Annotated in this window: 11 protein-coding genes and 1 pseudogene; 5 read left to right on the top strand and 7 right to left on the bottom strand. The window is 71.5% G+C overall.

The genetic code is table 11. From position 1 onward, the window contains the following. Positions 1 to 58: 58 nt before the first annotated feature. Positions 59 to 1,633, bottom strand: a complete 1,575-nt coding sequence (locus ACQPZA_RS24855) for a phage tail sheath family protein (RefSeq protein WP_433274232.1) — start codon at positions 1,631 to 1,633, stop codon at positions 59 to 61. A 414-nt stretch (positions 1,634 to 2,047) separates the two neighbouring features. On the opposite strand from ACQPZA_RS24855, the gene ACQPZA_RS24850 reads away from it, so the two are divergent. Continuing rightward, on the top strand, positions 2,048 to 3,244 hold the full coding sequence (locus tag ACQPZA_RS24850; protein WP_433274230.1) for a hypothetical protein: 1,197 nt from the start codon (positions 2,048 to 2,050) through the stop codon (positions 3,242 to 3,244). A gap of 40 nt (positions 3,245 to 3,284) precedes the next feature. On the opposite strand, the gene ACQPZA_RS24845 is transcribed toward ACQPZA_RS24850, so the two are convergent. After that, positions 3,285 to 3,848: a dihydrofolate reductase family protein gene (locus ACQPZA_RS24845; RefSeq protein WP_433274228.1), complete on the bottom strand. Its 564-nt coding sequence runs from the start codon at positions 3,846 to 3,848 to the stop codon at positions 3,285 to 3,287. A 153-nt stretch (positions 3,849 to 4,001) separates the two neighbouring features. Here ACQPZA_RS24845 and ACQPZA_RS24840 point away from each other — a divergent pair, with 153 nt between their 5' ends. Next, positions 4,002 to 4,985: a sigma-70 family RNA polymerase sigma factor gene (locus tag ACQPZA_RS24840; protein WP_433274226.1), complete on the top strand. Its 984-nt coding sequence runs from the start codon at positions 4,002 to 4,004 to the stop codon at positions 4,983 to 4,985. 14 nt (positions 4,986 to 4,999) lie between these two features. Here ACQPZA_RS24840 and ACQPZA_RS24835 read toward each other — a convergent pair whose 3' ends face one another. From ACQPZA_RS24835 to ACQPZA_RS24815, 5 genes are all read right to left on the bottom strand, one after another. Then, positions 5,000 to 7,024, bottom strand: a complete 2,025-nt coding sequence (locus tag ACQPZA_RS24835; RefSeq protein WP_433274224.1) for an ATP-binding protein — start codon at positions 7,022 to 7,024, stop codon at positions 5,000 to 5,002. Then, positions 7,021 to 7,641, bottom strand: a complete 621-nt coding sequence (locus tag ACQPZA_RS24830) for a DUF4255 domain-containing protein (RefSeq protein WP_169399702.1) — start codon at positions 7,639 to 7,641, stop codon at positions 7,021 to 7,023. The genes ACQPZA_RS24835 and ACQPZA_RS24830 overlap by 4 nt, the downstream gene beginning before the upstream one ends. A gap of 55 nt (positions 7,642 to 7,696) precedes the next feature. Then, positions 7,697 to 8,239: a helix-turn-helix transcriptional regulator gene (locus tag ACQPZA_RS24825; RefSeq protein WP_433274221.1), complete on the bottom strand. Its 543-nt coding sequence runs from the start codon at positions 8,237 to 8,239 to the stop codon at positions 7,697 to 7,699. A 118-nt stretch (positions 8,240 to 8,357) separates the two neighbouring features. Beyond that, entirely contained in the window at positions 8,358 to 8,951 is a 594-nt protein-coding gene (locus tag ACQPZA_RS24820) for a hypothetical protein (RefSeq protein WP_433274219.1), read from the bottom strand. A 498-nt stretch (positions 8,952 to 9,449) separates the two neighbouring features. Further along, entirely contained in the window at positions 9,450 to 12,734 is a 3,285-nt protein-coding gene (locus ACQPZA_RS24815; protein ID WP_433274217.1) for a BTAD domain-containing putative transcriptional regulator, read from the bottom strand. 121 nt (positions 12,735 to 12,855) lie between these two features. Between ACQPZA_RS24815 and ACQPZA_RS24810 the strand changes: the two genes are divergently transcribed. The 3 genes and pseudogenes from ACQPZA_RS24810 (at position 12,856) to ACQPZA_RS24800 (ending at position 14,994) form a co-directional block, all read left to right on the top strand. Beyond that, on the top strand, positions 12,856 to 13,734 hold the full coding sequence (locus ACQPZA_RS24810) for an alpha/beta fold hydrolase (protein ID WP_433274215.1): 879 nt from the start codon (positions 12,856 to 12,858) through the stop codon (positions 13,732 to 13,734). A 264-nt stretch (positions 13,735 to 13,998) separates the two neighbouring features. Beyond that, positions 13,999 to 14,520 carry a DUF6328 family protein gene (locus ACQPZA_RS24805; protein WP_433274213.1) on the top strand — a complete coding sequence of 174 codons (522 nt, stop codon included), beginning with the start codon at positions 13,999 to 14,001 and terminating at the stop codon, positions 14,518 to 14,520. Between the two features lie 8 nt (positions 14,521 to 14,528). Continuing rightward, a pseudogene (locus tag ACQPZA_RS24800) lies at positions 14,529 to 14,994 on the top strand (TetR/AcrR family transcriptional regulator). Positions 14,995 to 15,084 lie beyond the last annotated feature (90 nt).

Genomic DNA, 15,084 nt, shown 5'->3' with positions numbered 1-15,084 from the left:
CATCGCTCCTTCTAGCTGATCAGACATGCGTGCAGTGAGGAATGTGTGACGGGGCGCCCTACTCCGTGAGCTCGGCGCCGCCCTCGGAGTACTGGGACAGCCGGAAGATCACGAACTCGGCCGGCTTCACCGGCGCGACCCCGATTTCGCAGACCACCCGGCCCTGGTCGACCGACTCGGGCGGGTTGGTCTCCGCGTCGCACTTGACGTAGAACGCGTTCTGCGGCTGGTTTCCGAACAGCGCTCCGCTGCGCCATTCCTGGAGCAGGAACGCCGTGACGTTGCGCCGGATCCGGTTCCACAGCGAGCGGTCGTTCGGCTCGAAGACGACCCACTGGGTGCCGTCGAGGATCGACTCCTCGAGGTAGTTGAAGTAGCGGCGCACGTTCAGGTAGCGCCATGCGGGGTCGGAGGAGAGCGTGCGGGCGCCCCACACGCGGACACCGCGGCCCGGGAACGTCCGGATGCAGTTGATGCCGACCGGGTTGAGCATGCCCTGCTCGCCGCGGGTGATCTGCGTGCCCAGGTCGATGGCGCCGCGCACCACCTCGTTGGCCGGAGCCTTGTGGACGCCGCGCGCGGCGTCGGTGCGGGCCCACACGCCCGCCATGTGGCCGCTCGGCGGAACCAGGCGAGGCTGTCCGCTGGCCGGGTCGAAGACCCTGATCCAGGGGTAGTAGAGCGCGGAGTGCGCGGAGTCGTAGGCCGCCGTCTGCTGGCGCCAGTCCAGGATGTCCTTGGCCTTCATCGCCGGCGGCGGGTCGAGGATGGCCATCCGGTCACCCATCTGCTCGCAGTGCGAGATGAGCGCGAGCTGGACCGCCTTCAGGCCGTCCATGTCGAGCGCACCGCGCTCGTAGGCGGCCATCGCATCGGGAACGGCCACCATGGTGATCTCGTCGATCTCCTCGAGCCCACCCAGGCCGGTGCGGTCGTCCGTGTCGCCCATGAAGTCACCGGAGTTGAGCCGCCTCGGTGCGTCGGACCCCCTCGTCGAGACGGCCGCGGGCGGGGGGTTGAGGGTGACCGTCTGGTTGGCGGGACGGCTCACCTGCCCGCTCGGGGTCGCCTCTTCGACGCTGACCAGCTTCGAGTTCTGCCGTACCTGGTTGACGATGTAGTTCCGGGCGCCCTTGCGTGCCGAGACGTCGAAGGTCTCGAGGGTGTTGTCGCCCTCCTTGATGAGGAGCGTGAAGCGGTCCTCGGGGACGTTCTCGCCCTGGGAGTCGGTCACCTCGGCGGTGAGCGGACCGGAGCCGTTGCCGCGGGGGAGCGGGGTGAGCCTGAACGGCCCGAGCGTGGCGGGCTCGGCCGCGGGCAGGGCGCCCGCCGGACGCGACGGCTCGTCGGCGTCGTCCCGGTCATCGGGACCACTGCCGACCCGGACGACGTAGCAGATCGAGCCGCCGTTGTTGAGATATCCGTACACGGCGTGGGCGAGGTAGCTGCCCTCCGCGAACTCGCCGAACTGGGCGACGTATGACGACCAGTTCGGAATCAGCACCGGTGTGTTGAGCGGACCCGTGGGGGCGAAACCGACAAAGGCGGCAACCGCGGTGCCCACGCCTTGAATTGGACGCGAACCACTGGGAGCCTCCTCGACGTAGACGCCGGGCGACAGATAGGTAGGCATGCAGGGGTCTCCTCGTACCGGAGATGAAGTGGCGGCCAAGCTTTTCGCTGAATCATGTGGGCCGCCCGCCCTCGCCGACAGGTCCGCCGGACCCCACCCGCGGGCATGCTGGTGCCCGCGCGACGGGCACCGGAACCTGCCCGTTCGGTCCGATGTGATGGACCGATTACTGCCCTTCCGACCACTGCTCCGGCTCGCGATGATCCGTAGTCTTGTTCGGTGAGTCTATGGACGTCTCTCGAGCCGACGTCGAGCACTGTCACTCCAGGAGCGGGCGCTGCCACCTTCACGTTGAAGGTGCGTAACAACGGGGACACGGTCGAGGAGTACCAACTCTCGGTTCTCGGTCCGTTGAGTCGTTTTTGTCAGTTCACTCCGGACAAACTGCGGCTTTTCCCCGGTGACGAGGGCACGGTGACCCTCACCGTCAAGGTGCCGCGCACCCCGGAGGTGCTGGCCGGCCCCACTCCGATCGGTGTCCGCGTGGTGCCCCGCGAGCACCCCGAACTGTCCGATGTGGCCGAGGGAACCGTCACCGTCACGTCCTTCGGGGACCTGCGTGCGGAGATGAACCCGGTCACGGTCCGTGGCCGCCTCTCCGCGTTGCTGCGCTTCAGCGTCAACAACCGGGGCAACGCTCCACTGGAGATCCGGCTGGTCGGCCGCGATGACGAGGACAGGTTGCTGTTCGACGGGCGGGAGCCCTCGACCCTGGTACCGGCCGGGGTCGTCGGGTCTCCGGTGCTCCGGGTGCGTCCTCGCCGGCGTCGGTTCACCGGGAAGCCGCAGCGTTACCCGTTCGCGGTCACCGTGATGCCGCCCGAGGACGCGACGTTGACGGGCGCGAAACCGACGCAGCTGCGGGGCACGTACATCCAGATGGGACTGTTCCCCAAATGGTTGCTGGTGCTGCTCGGCCTGTTGCTCGTGGCTGCCCTGATCGCTGCGGGTCTGCTGTACCTCCCGTTCACCAACTTGCAGTCCCGCCTGTTCCCGTCGCTGGCCCTCCCCTCGTTCCAGGCGCCGAACGTGCAGGTGCCGCCCCTGACGGGCGGAATACAGACCACCCAGCAGCAGGCGCCCCCCACCACCCAGCAACAGCAACAACAGCAGCAGCAACAGCAGCAGCAACAACGGCAGGGCTCGGGCAATTCGTCGGGCGGGACCACCGACGTCACGTTCACCCATTCCGACGTGACCCAGACCGAGGTGGCGTTGTCGGCAGCGCCCGATCAGCGCGGCGGCACACCGCTGGTCGAGTCGGACCAGCTGAACCAGCAACAGCAGCGCCTGCAGACCTGGAGCCTCATCCGTCTCCAGGACGGTTCCACGGCCATCGTTCCGGCCGCGGGTCGCAACTTCGCGCTCGGCCAGCCCGTTCCGAGCAACAACTCGCAGCTCACCCTGCGGAACGTGGGTAATGGCCAACTGCTGAAGAACGAGGCCTGGTTCCTGAAGCCCGCGGGCAGCAATGACGTCGTCACCATCGTCAACTCCCAGACCGGCTCCTGCCTGACCGACATCGGTACGGGGCAGGTGGTGCAGGCGAGGGAGTGCGGCGAGAGCGAGTCCGTCTCGGGGCAGGAGTGGACGCTCACCGCGGCGTCCTGATCCCGACCTCGGGCGGCCCGGGCCGCTGATCCGGCCCGGGTCACCCGGTCTTCTCGTAGCGCAGCAGCGCGGCGGCACCGTTCTGTTCGACCGACACCAGACGCAGGTCCCGGGCCACGGCCGGATCGGTGAACAGTCGCCGGCCGGTGCCCAGGACCGTCGGGAAGACCAGCAGGCGGTACTCGTCGACGAGGTCGTGCTCCATCAGCGTCTGCACGACGCTGGTGCTGCCGATGACGATGACGTCCCGCTCACCACGCAACCGTCGTACCTCGTCGGTGAGCTCGCCGCCGATCACGGTGGAGTTGTTCCACGCGCTGACGTCGGTGAGCGTCCGCGACACCACCCATTTCGGTGCGGTGTTCATCCTGGTCGAGAAGTCGTCGGAGCGGCTGGGCCAGAGCCTGGAGAACAGCTGCCAGGTTCCGCGGCCCAGCAGCAGCGCGCCGGTGTCGAGACGCGAACCCAGCTTGAACTTGTCCCCGGCCACCGCTTCCGGGCCGTGCCGGAACGCCCAGCCGCCTGCCGCCGTGCCTGCCGACCCGTCCGGGTCCTCGGCAACTCCGTCGAGCGTGATGAACTCGTTGACGATGACGCGGTTCATGGCGTTCCTTTCCGGTCGGCTCTGGCGGCCCCTGCGGTGCTGCGGTCGCGGGTACATACCGGCGGCCGGCGGCGAACTCATCGCCGCCGCGCGGATAACCTCGACAACCGCGCGGCTGGCTGCTGCGAGCAGGACGGGACGTGGGGGACGATCGTGATCGGCACCATCGGCACGGACTTCGAGGCCGTGACCGCCCCGTTCCGGCATGAGCTGGTGGTGCACTGCTACCGGATGCTCGGTTCGGTGCACGAGGCGGAGGACCTGGCGCAGGAGACGCTGATCCGGGCGTGGAAGGCCCGCGATCGCTACGACGAGCAGCGTGCCTCGGTTCGCACGTGGCTCTACCGGATCGCGACCAACGTGTGCCTGACCGCGCTCGAGGGCCGGGCGCGACGGCCGCTGCCCTCCGGACTCGGATCAGCGAGCGATGACCCGGGGGCCCCGCTCGTGCCGGACTTCGAGGTGCCGTGGTTGCAGCCCCTGCCCGATACCTACCTCCGCCAGGATCAGGGCGATCCCGTGTCCCGCGCCACCGCACGCGCCGGGGTGCGGCTGGCCCTGATCGCCGCGATGCAACTGCTCCCGCCGCGTCAGCGGGCCGTCCTCGTCCTTCGTGACGTCCTGGAGTTCAGCGCAGCGGAGGTCGCCGCCCAGCTCGACACCTCGGCCGCGGCGGTCAACAGCGCGCTGCAGCGGGCGCGGGCAGCACTGGCCGCGGCCTCGCCCCGGGAGAACGCGCTGCGGGAGCCCGACGACCGGTCCGTCCGGGAGACGGTCGAGCGGTACGTGCGGGCGTTCGAATCCGCCGACGTGGACACACTCGTCACGCTGCTCACCGACGACGCCGTGCTCGAGATGCCGCCCGTCCCGCTCTGGTACGCCGGCCGCGTCGACTACGGCCGGTTCATCGCGAGGGTGTTCACCATGCGGGGCACGGGCTGGCGGATGGTCCCGACCTCGGCGAACGGTCAGCCCGCCCTCGTCGCCTACTGCCCCGACGAGACCGGGGTGCTACGCCTGCACACCCTGCAGGTGCTGACCGTCAGCACCCAGGGGATCGCCCGCACCGTGGTGTTCCAGGACCCGCCGGTGTTCGCGGCGTTCGGGCTCGCCCCGGTCCTCGGACCAGGCCACTGACCGCGTCGACCGGCTCACCACACCACGCGACCCATCTTCTGGTACTCGCGCTGGGCGCCGATCAGGACGTCGTCGTCGGAGATGGGCTCGCCACGGCCGGCGGCGAGGTAGGCGGCCGTGACCGCGGCGCTCCGGATTCCACCGCCGGACAGCTCATACCTGTCGCCGAGCGCCGCCAGGTCGAGGTCCGGCAGGCAGGGCGCGTGGGTCAGGCACTGGCGCCACAGCTGGGTGCGCAACGCCGGATCGGGGAAGGGGAAGTCGACGATGAGGTCCAGCCGGCGGGTGAACGCCTCGTCGATGTTGGCCCGCAGGTTCGTGGTGAGCAGCGCGATCCCGTCGAACGACTCCAGGCGCTGCAGGAGGAAGGCACTCTCCATGTTGGCGTAGCGGTCGTGGGAGTCCTTCACCTCCGAGCGCTTGCCGAAGATGGCGTCGGCCTCGTCGAACAGCAGGACCGAGTCGGTGCGGTCGGCCTCGGCGAAGATCCGTTCGAGGTTCTTCTCGGTCTCGCCGATGTACTTGTCGACCACCGACGACAGCTCCACGACGTAGAGCACGACGCCCAGCTCACCGGCCACCACCTCGGCGGACAGCGTCTTGCCGGTGCCCGAGTCGCCGGCGAAGAGGGCCACCACCCCGCGTCCGCGCCCGCCGCCGGGGCGCAGCCGCCATTCCCGGAGCACCCGTTCCCGCTGCCTGGCGCGCACGACCAGCTCGTGCAGCTGCTGCAACGGTTCGTCGGGCAGCACGAGATCCGGCCAGCCGACCTCGGGTTGCACCTGGCGCGCGTGCTGGTTGAGCAGCGGCGCCGACTGCTGCCGGGCGCCGTGCTGGATGTGTACCCGGCTCAGCGGCGCGGAGTCGAGGGCGGCGAGCGCACGGGCGGACCGGACCGCCCGGCGCACCTGGTCCGGGCCGAGCCGGAACGGTGCCACGGCGGCGGCGAGGTCCGGGACGTCGGCCTCGCCCAGTTCCTCGGCCCAGAGCTGTGTCGAGGCCAGGCCGCCGGGAGGGAGGTCGAGCGACAGCACCGCGGTGGCCGACGGCGACCAGTGGGGGTCGAAGGGCCGGGGGTCGACGAGAACGACCGGGACGTCGACGTGCTCCAGCGCCCGCATCACGGCCGCCGGTTGCTCCGGCAGCGGGCTGATCACGAGAGCGGCCTCGCGGAGGCGGGCCTCTCTGACCAGTGCCGGGATCAGGTCGACGGCCGCCGCGGAATCCGTGGGGGACGGCATGTCGAAGCGCAGCACGGTGCGACCGGCGTGCTGCAGGGCCGCCACGGCGACCGCGACACCGGTGCCGGGCCGGTGCTCGCGCAGGTGCACCACGACCGACGCGTCGGGGAGCAGCTTCGCCAACCGTGCCTCGAACGCGTTCGGCTCCGGCCCGGTGGCGGCCGGGAGCGGTGGCGCCTGCCGGACCGTGTCGAGGAGTTCGCTGTCGAGTACGTCGTCGCCGAGCAGGTAGGCGATGACCCGTTCGGGTACACGCAGTGTCCGGCCGGGCAACGGCCGTTCCCGGTCGTCCTCCACGGTCATCAGGCCGCCGTGCAGCAGGGGCGCGGCCGGGTGCATCCGAGCGCGGGCCGATCGGTGGTGGGGGGCCAGCCCGATCAGCTCGAGAGCGACCGAGACCGTGACGCGGCGCCGTGAGACGTCGTCGTTGAGGTATCCGTAGAGGGGCTCGAACCGGCGGTCGACGTCCGGGGCGAGCGCGGCCAGCAGCAGGTGGACGTCCAGCGCAGGCAGCATGAACCTGTGCGCCAGGCCGGTCAGCCGGTCCTCCGGCGCCTCGGTGGGTTCCAGTGCCTCCGGGTACCCGTCGTCCTCGGCGTCCGCGGCGTCCGCGGCGTCGCTGCCCGGCGAGGGCCGGTGGGCCCACTGGAGCGCGACCTCCGGTGGGAGGTAGAGGCCACGCAGCGGGTCGGCGGAGCTGGCGTCGCCGGCGGCGCGCTGCCGCACGATGTTCGCGGCCCGCACGTGCAGCAGGTCCAACCGGTGCAGCAACGGAACGGCCGGGTCGCGAACGGTCACGGCAGGCGGTTGCGGTAGTCGCGGGTGGCGGAGTCGACGATCTCGCCCCGGCGATCCCGGACCGTGATCGTCTCTTCGAGGACGGGCGGTCCGACCGGGTACTCGGCAGAGGCGACGAACGGCGCGAGGACGACCATGTCGAGCGACGGCTTCAGCTCGCCGCCGAGGGCGGACCAGAGGTCGGCGATCGAGCGCGACTCGGACGGCGGTACCGCCACCGACATCGGAATCGACACGTTGAGCTCCGCCAGTGTTCCGGTCAGGGTGTCCCGCGGGATCGCCTCGTGCTGCAGCAGCAGGATGAGCAGGGCCGACAGCAGCCGATGCTCGTCCTCCGGCCGGGTGGTCCACGCCGTGACGAGGTAGGAGAGCCGGAACCAGCGTGGCGGTTGCCGCCGGGCGATGATCTTGCCGTCCTTGTCCCGGACGGCAACCGCGCCCCGTTCGCGCCAGGCGACCTCTTCGCGGATGTCGTAGAGGTAGACGTTGACGGTCGGGGAGTTGCGCCGGGCCGCCCAGTTGCGGGTGGGCGCGTCGAACTGGATGTCGGTGATCACGCCCGGGAGGGCACGCGTTCCGATCAGCGAGCGCAACGCCTCGTCGACCTCGTGGATCACCGGTGTTCTCCTGGGCCATGAGGGGACGTGCGTGCTCGTCTCCGAGCGTGGGGCATCAGATGTAGCCCTCGCGGAGGGCGTACGCCACGGCGTGGGCCCGGTTGCGCAGTTGCAGCCGGGACATCACGCCGTGGAGCACGTTCTTGATCGTGCGTTCCGAGTAGGCGAGCTTGTCGGCGATCTGCTGGGTGTCGAGGCCCTCGGCGACGAGCTTGAGCACGTCGACCTCACGGGGGGCGAGCCCCACGGCCGGCACGGCCATCGACGGCTGGTCCGATGCGGCCCGCTGGGCGCGGCTCACGTGGGCGATCAGCTGCCCGAGCAGGTCGGGCGGGAGTTTGCTGTCCCCCTGCGCCGCCGAACGGATCGCTCCGATCAGCCGGCTCTGGGTGGCCTCGGCGCGCCACAGAATGGTGCGGACCCCGAACTCCAGCACCGCCATCAGCTCCGGTTCGCGGAGTTGGTCGGTGACCAGGACGACGCGCCGCCCCGGCTCCCGGACCAGCCTCCGCAGTTCGACGGCGGTGCTCTCGTCGACCCGTTGGGTCAGTACAACGGCAACCGAGTCACCGGCGGGTGGCGTCGACGGTTCGACCACCTCAAGTGCCGGCTGATGCCGAAGATGACTGAGGGCACCGGCCAGTGCCAACGGGTCATCCGAATGCACGGTTACCGTCACGGTCACGGCCATGTCGTTTCCCTGGGCGCCGGTGCTGTTACTTGACGGACTTGCCGCCACCGGCCTTGGAACCGTCCGGTGCTATCGCGAACCAGGTTCCGCCGACTCCCTGTCCGGTGACCTGACCAGGAACGACATCGTTGATGTACCGATAGACCGGCCACCCGCCAACGGTCACCTGCTGCGTTCCGTCCGGGCGCGTAACGGCGCCCAGTGTGGACGGGTCCAGGTTCTGGATCTGGATCTTGTTGTTCGTGAGTACCGGGGGCCATTTGGCCAGGCAGGATCCCGTGCAATTCGACGCCGACGGGTGGGCGGTGTCCTTGTCGAATCGGTACAGCGTGAATCCCTGACCGTCGAGCACTACTTTGCCCAGGCTGTTGTTCTGCCCCAGCTGGAGCGACGCCGGCCAGTAACCGCCCTCGGAGCTGCGCTGTCCGAGCGAGGCCGCGGCCTGCGAGCCCCCGCCGGAGTTGTCGCCGGAGGACGACGTGCCCTGGCCCTGGTCGGACTGTGCCTGGGGTGCCTGGGCCGGCGCCGGCGCCACCGCCGCCGGTGCCGGGGCCTGGGCGGCCGAGCATGCTGTCAAGGCAACGGCACTGAGCGTGAGCAGACCTAGTTTGATGCGCATGCGGGTGTTCAGTGGCTTGCCTTTCGGATGCTGATGGCGAGAACAGGCCGCTGTGGTGGTCCCGGCGATTAGCCGGGCGCAGGCAGCGCGTTGCCGACACAAGAGGTTACCGCGGACGGTACTCGCAGTTGTGCCACACGAAGCCCCTGATTGTGGAACGTCCCGCCGAGGGCATGACTCGGCCAGGATAGCCCGCCACTTCTCTCCGTTGTCAACCCCCTCCATTCTCCGAAGTCCACTGTTTCGGTCTCCTCGTTCTTACGTGGAAGCGAGTAGTGGGCGATATAGACATTCCACCCAGTAGTGGGTTGCCGAGTGGGATTCGGACCTATGCTCGCGGAGCTTGTAACACGGTGTTCGGCGAGTTGTCGGTTAACCGATGGAGATACGTGGCGGCGTAGCCCAGTTCTGTGACGATTCGCACATCGGGCGGATATGACGTAGTAGGCCGGGGTGATATCGCGTTCGTTTCGTGGTCAATCGGCGGCGCCGGTCGCGCTAGCTGCCGAGGGCGCGCAGGGCGTCGTGAGCGGCGGTGGCCCAGCGCGGGGAACCGGCCTTGCCCGCGATCGCCCCGGCCTGCCGGAAGTGGCTCCCGGCCTGGTGCGGTCGCCCGAGCGCGGTGGAGAGGTTGCCCAGGTGGTGAGCTGCGGGGCCGAGAGTGAGCAGGCCGCTGCCGGCTCCGGCGAGCTCTCCGGCTGCGGGAAGCAGCCGGGCGTAGAGGCGTTCCATCGCCGGACGGTCCCCCGTCCGGATCGCCGCCATGGCGTGCAGGCAGGTGCGGGCCTCGAAGAGCAGGTCGCGGGGGGAGTCCGGGACGGCGCGTGCAGCGGTGAGTGCCTGGTCGCCGTGCCCGTGCGCGAACAGCACCAGCGGACGGGCCCACCGCTCGTACGCGCCCCAGTGGGCGTCGTCCACGCCGGTCGGCATGTCGGGGGCGGTCAGGCTGAGCAGGGCGAGCGGGAGGATTCCGTCCTCCAGGCCGGACATCCCGGTGCCCGTGAGCCGCCGGGCGGCTGCCCGGTAGGCCGTTGCCGTGCCGTCCGGTGGCCCGGTCACCGCGAGCCGGAGGGCGGCGTACCAGTCGGTGAAGACACCGACGAGCGGCAGTTCGTAGCGGTCGGCGAGCTCGTCGGCCGCGGCGGCGTGCCGGTCGGCGGCGACGAGATCGGCGAGGGCGGCGCGGGCCTGGACGAGGATCAGGTGCCCGAGCACCTCGAAGGTCGCCAGCCCGCGGTGCCGGGCGGCCAGATCGAGGAGCTCCTCACCGATCCGGGCCCGTTCCGGAGCGAGGCCTGCGCGGTGGAAGGTCTGCAGGAATCGGCCGTTGAGCGCGAAGGCCAGCAGGGTGGGGTCGCCGAGACGCCGCGCGATCGTCTCGGCCTCCCGGGCCGCCTCGTGCCCGCGCCGTCCGGCATCGGCGCGCCGTTCCATCGCGATGGTTACCAGCAGGCGTCCGCGTTCGCTCTCGCGGTCGGCGGGCATCGCGGCCAGCGCGCGTTCGGCGGCCGCGGCGAGGCGGACCGACAGGGCCTCGTCGTCGTTGGCCGTCCAGATCGCCGGCACGTCGAACGAGCCGAGCACGCGAGCGGTCAGCAACGGATCGCCGAGCGTCTCGGCCGCCGTGACCGCCGTGGCGCGGTGACTCCGGGCCTGCTGCAGCTCGCCGGTCACCGCCAGCGCCCGGACCAGGCCCATCACCGCCTCCAGCCGCTCCCGGCCGTCGCTCTCCGCGGCGCCGTCGCCGGTCCGGTCCAGGGCCACGACCGTCTCCCGCCACAGGCGGGCCGCCTCGTGGGGGGCGACGCGGCGCTCCGCCCGTTCGGCCGCGGCGCGTGCCCAGCGCGCGGTGCGAGCGGCGGTGACCCGGGTTCCCGCCCGCAGGACGTGGTGGGCGATCGCCTCCACGTCACCGGGCCGGATCCGCTCGATGATCTCGGCGGCCGCGGCGTGCCGGCGGGCCCGGCGGGCGCGCGTGATGTCGTGGTAGAGCGTCTCCTGCACGAGTGCGTGGGTGAACCGCACGCGGTCGGCGTCCTGCTCGACGAGGAAGCCCGCGAGCACGGCAGCCTCGACGGAGGCCAGCACCTGTTCCTCGTCCCCCGCGAGCGGGACCAGCACGTCGAGGTCGACCTCCGGGCCGATGACCGCGGCCAGGTGGAGATGCGTCCGCGCCGGCTCGGCGAGCCGGGCCAGCCGATGCCGGATGACGTCACGGACGCCGGCCGGTACGGCGTGCAGGCCGGCGTCGCCCTCGGCCTCCCAGAGCCGGACGAGCTCCCGCACGAAGAACGGGTTGCCCCCGCTGCGCGCGTGGATGACGCGGGCGTCCCCCGGGGCCGTCCGGCGGTCGGTGAGAGCCTCGAGCATCTCCCGTACCTGCGGCTCCGTCAGACCACCCAGGTAGATCCGCGCCGGTTCGGTACGGGCGGCGCGGCCCAGCGCTTCGGCCAGCCCTGCGGAGATCTCGGTCGATCGGTACGTGCCGACGACCAGCACGGGCCCGGCATCGGGATCGGCCACCAGCGCGGTCAGCAGGGCCAGGGTCTCCTCGTCCGCCCAGTGCAGGTCGTCGAAGACCAGCAGGACCGGGCCCCGCTCGGAGATCCCGGCCAGGAAGGAGCCGATCGCCCGGTGGCGGAGGAACCGCGCCGCCACGGGATCGCCGCCGGCCGCGACGGCGGGATCGGGCGGGGCGGGCCCGGCCGCGGTGAGGCTCTCGCGCATCCGGGCCCACGGCCAGGCCGCCGGTGCGCCCCGCTGCTCTGGGCTGGCCCCCCACGCCGTGGTCCAGCCGGTGGCCGCGAGGCGCTCGGTCAGCGTCGTGGCGAGCGCGGTCTTGCCCGCACCGGCTGCTCCCGACAGCAGCACGAGCCGTGGCCGCCCCGCCGTCACCGCGGCCTGCGCGGCGTCCTGCAGCTCGGCCAGCTCCCCGGCCCGGCCGACGAACGGATGCCCCACCGGCCGGGGCCGGACGACCGGGGCGGGCGCCGGGCTCTGCCGGCGGGGAGCAGGCGGCGCGGCGAGCTGCGGGGCCTGGACGAGGATGTCCGCCTCCAGCTGCCGCAGGCCCGGCCCGGGGTCCACGCCGAGCTCGGCGCGCAGCACCGTGCGGCCCCGGCGGAGCGTGGCCAGCGCGTCGCCCTGGCGTCCCGTCCGGTACAGCGCCAGAGCCAGCAGCCGCCTGCCGTCCTCGCGGAGTGGATGAGCCGCGACGTGAGCCTCCAGATCGGGCACCGACTCGGCGGCCCGGCCGGCGGCCAACCCGGCCTCGGCCCGGCGTTCCACGGCCAGCAGGCGCAGCTCGTCCAGCCGCGCTGCCTCCCCGCGTGCCCAGCCCTGCTCGGCGAACTCCGCGTACGCCGGTCCCCGCCAGAGCCCCAGCCCCTCGTCGAGCAGGCGGCGGGCGTCCTCCGCTCTCCCGTCGGCCAGCAGCCGGCCGGCCGCGCCGACCGCGGCCTCGAACCGCCAGGCGTCCACCGCCTCCGGGTCGGCGCGCAGCGCGTACCCGGGCGGTGCGGTGACCAGCAGCCGGGCCGGGGTCCGGGGCGGGCGATCCGGTTCGAGCGCCTTCCGCAGGGCGCCGACGAAGGTCTGGACGGCGCCGAGCGCGCCGTCGGACGGCTCGTCCCACAGATCGTCGATCAGCCGGGTGACCGGCACGGCCCGGCCTCCCGCGACCAGCAGCCGGGCGAGGACGGCCCGGTGCCGGAGGCCCTTCAGGTCGATCGGGCCGTGCTCGTTCGCGGCCTCCACCGGGCCGAGCACACCGAAACCCACCATCGGTACTCAACCTATCGGCCCGCGCCGACCGGCCGGACGAGCTGAGCCGCTGCTGACTGTGCGCTGACCGGCGGACCGCAGGGTGGGCCCGTACGACCGACCACACCGGACGAGGAGTCCCATGACACCGGAGATCACCGGATTCAGCAGGCAGCGCGTCACCGTCGCCGAGGGCGTGCAGCTCACCGCGGCGGTGGGCGGCTCGGGCAGCCCCGTCGTCCTGCTGCACGGGTTTCCCCAGACCCACCTGATGTGGCGCCACGTCGCCGCCGACCTGGCCGCCGACCACACGGTGATCTGCCCCGACCTGCGCGGCTACGGCGACAGCGACAAGCCGGCCGACACCGACGGGCAGACTTACGCCAAGCGCACCATGGCCGCCGACGTCGTCGCGCTCGCCCGCGCTCTCGGGCACGAGCGCTTCGCGCTGGCCGGGCACGACCGGGGTGCGCTGGTCGCGATCCGCGCCGGGCTCGACCACCCCGCCGCGGTCACCCACCTGGCCTCGCTGGACGTCCTGCCGAACCTCGACACGTGGGACGTCATGCACGGCACGTCCGCCGCCGTCGGCTTCCACCTGTTCCTGATGGCCCAGCCGCCCGGCCTGCCCGAGCTCATGATCAGCGGCGCGGCGGACGCGTTCTTCGGCCACTTCCTCGACGTCTGGGCCGTCGACCCGGACGCGATCCCCGTCGACGTCCGGGCCGCCTATCTGGACGCGTCCCGCCGGGCGATCCCCTCGATCGTCGCCGACTACCGGGCCTCGGCCACGGTTGATATCGACCACGACGAGGCCGACCGGCAGGCCGGCCACCAGCTGCGGATGCCGGTGACCGTGCTGCAGCAGGACTGGGGCGCGGCCCTCGGCTTCGACGCCGCCGCCCGGTGGCGGGCCTGGGCGCCCGACCTGGACCACCGCACCGTGTCCTGCGGGCACTTCATGGCCGAGGAAGCCCCCACCGAGGTGATCAAAGCCCTGCGCGACCTGCTCGCCAGGTAACGGCGGACTCGGTCACGGTGGTCCTTGCCTGGTCGTCGAGTTCGTCAGAAGGGTCGTTGCGACCGTCAAGACCGCGCCAAGATCGTCGATGACATCTGGTACGGGCGTCAGTATTCAGACATGTTGTGTTTACCTGCCCGCGCCTCGGGGCTGGTGTTCCGGCGATCCGGAACATCTGACAGGCCTTCCGCTCGACGGATCCCAAGGGAACCGCCGCCGAGGCGAGATGACGCCTGGAACGCCGGCCAGCGCGGCGAGGCGCCGTTGAAGCGGGCCGACCGCAACTTCGCCGAGCTGCTGCAGGAACTGCGGGTCGCGCAGACCGGTGTGCAGATCCTGTTCGCGTTCCTGCTCGGCCTGTCGTTCACCGACCGGTTCGCCGCACTGGACGCCACGCAGCGCGGCATCTACATCGTGACCCTGGTCGCCTCCGCTCTGACCGGGATCCTGCTGGTCGCGCCCGTCGCGATGCATCGCCTGCTGTTCCAGCACGGGCGCAAGCGCGACGTGGTCAGGATCGGGCATCGGATGGTGGTCGCCGGCCTGTGCGGACTGCTTGCCACGATCGTCGGTGGACTGCTCCTGGTGCTCGACGTGGTGGTCGGTCCCACCGCGGCGGTCGGTGCTGCTGTGGTGCTGACCGCAGCATTCGCCGGCCTCTGGGGTGGGCCCGCGCTACGGGTATGGCTCCGTCGTGAGTCCTGTGAGCTGCCTCAACCGGGCCCGGAGAATGTCCGACCCGCGTACAGCGCTCACCAGGCGACGGGGAGCTCCTCGAGCCCGTAGATGGCCCTGTGCCAGGCGCCGCGGGCCAGGGCAACACCGCCGTGGTCGGCTACCACTTCGGCACCAAACCGACCTGGTCCGGGCCATCATCCGGCGCCACAGCGAACAGATCGAGCGGATCAGGGAACGCCTGCTCGCCGACGTCGGCGACAGCCCCGAGGTGCGGGACTCGGTCGCGTGCCTCGTGCGGCCCATCCCCGAGCACCTTGACGGGCTCGGCGCCCCCACGTGGTACGCCCGCTTCAGCGCCCAGGTCATGACCGACCCCGCCCTGCGGGAGATCATGATCGAGGAGTCCCTGACCTCGCCGGCGGTGGCGACATCGGCAGGCACCTCATGGTGCACGTCGTCGCCCAGCGCGAGCGCGCCCTCGCCGAAGGCACCCCCACCCCCCGCGCCACCCGGCACGACGCCGCATCCGGCCTGATCGACGCCCTCGTCGGCGTCTGGCTCGCCCCCGTCACGCAGCCCTGACACCCGGGTGGAGCGGGTCGCCGACCCTTCCCCGGACTGGGCATCACCAGGGCTGTGTGGCTCGGGTGTCCCCTGATGCGAGGGACATCG

Origin of the sequence: Pseudonocardia xinjiangensis, from assembly GCF_050948425.1 — a bacterium.
GTDB classification, from domain to species: domain Bacteria; phylum Actinomycetota; class Actinomycetes; order Mycobacteriales; family Pseudonocardiaceae; genus Pseudonocardia; species Pseudonocardia xinjiangensis.
Note: the sequence above shows the minus strand (reverse complement) of the source record. Positions and strands in the feature narration are given on the sequence as shown.

Bases quoted from the DNA above. Each gene is read 5' to 3' on its own strand.
- ACQPZA_RS24855 (WP_433274232.1), bottom strand. From the start codon at position 1,633: ATGCCTACCTATCTGTCGCCCGGCGTCTACGTCGAGGAGGCTCCCAGT.
- ACQPZA_RS24845 (WP_433274228.1), bottom strand. From the start codon at position 3,848: ATGAACCGCGTCATCGTCAACGAGTTCATCACGCTCGACGGAGTTGCC.
- ACQPZA_RS24820 (WP_433274219.1), bottom strand. From the start codon at position 8,951: ATGCGCATCAAACTAGGTCTGCTCACGCTCAGTGCCGTTGCCTTGACA.
- ACQPZA_RS24815 (WP_433274217.1), bottom strand. From the start codon at position 12,734: ATGGTGGGTTTCGGTGTGCTCGGCCCGGTGGAGGCCGCGAACGAGCAC.
- ACQPZA_RS24810 (WP_433274215.1), top strand. From the start codon at position 12,856: ATGACACCGGAGATCACCGGATTCAGCAGGCAGCGCGTCACCGTCGCC.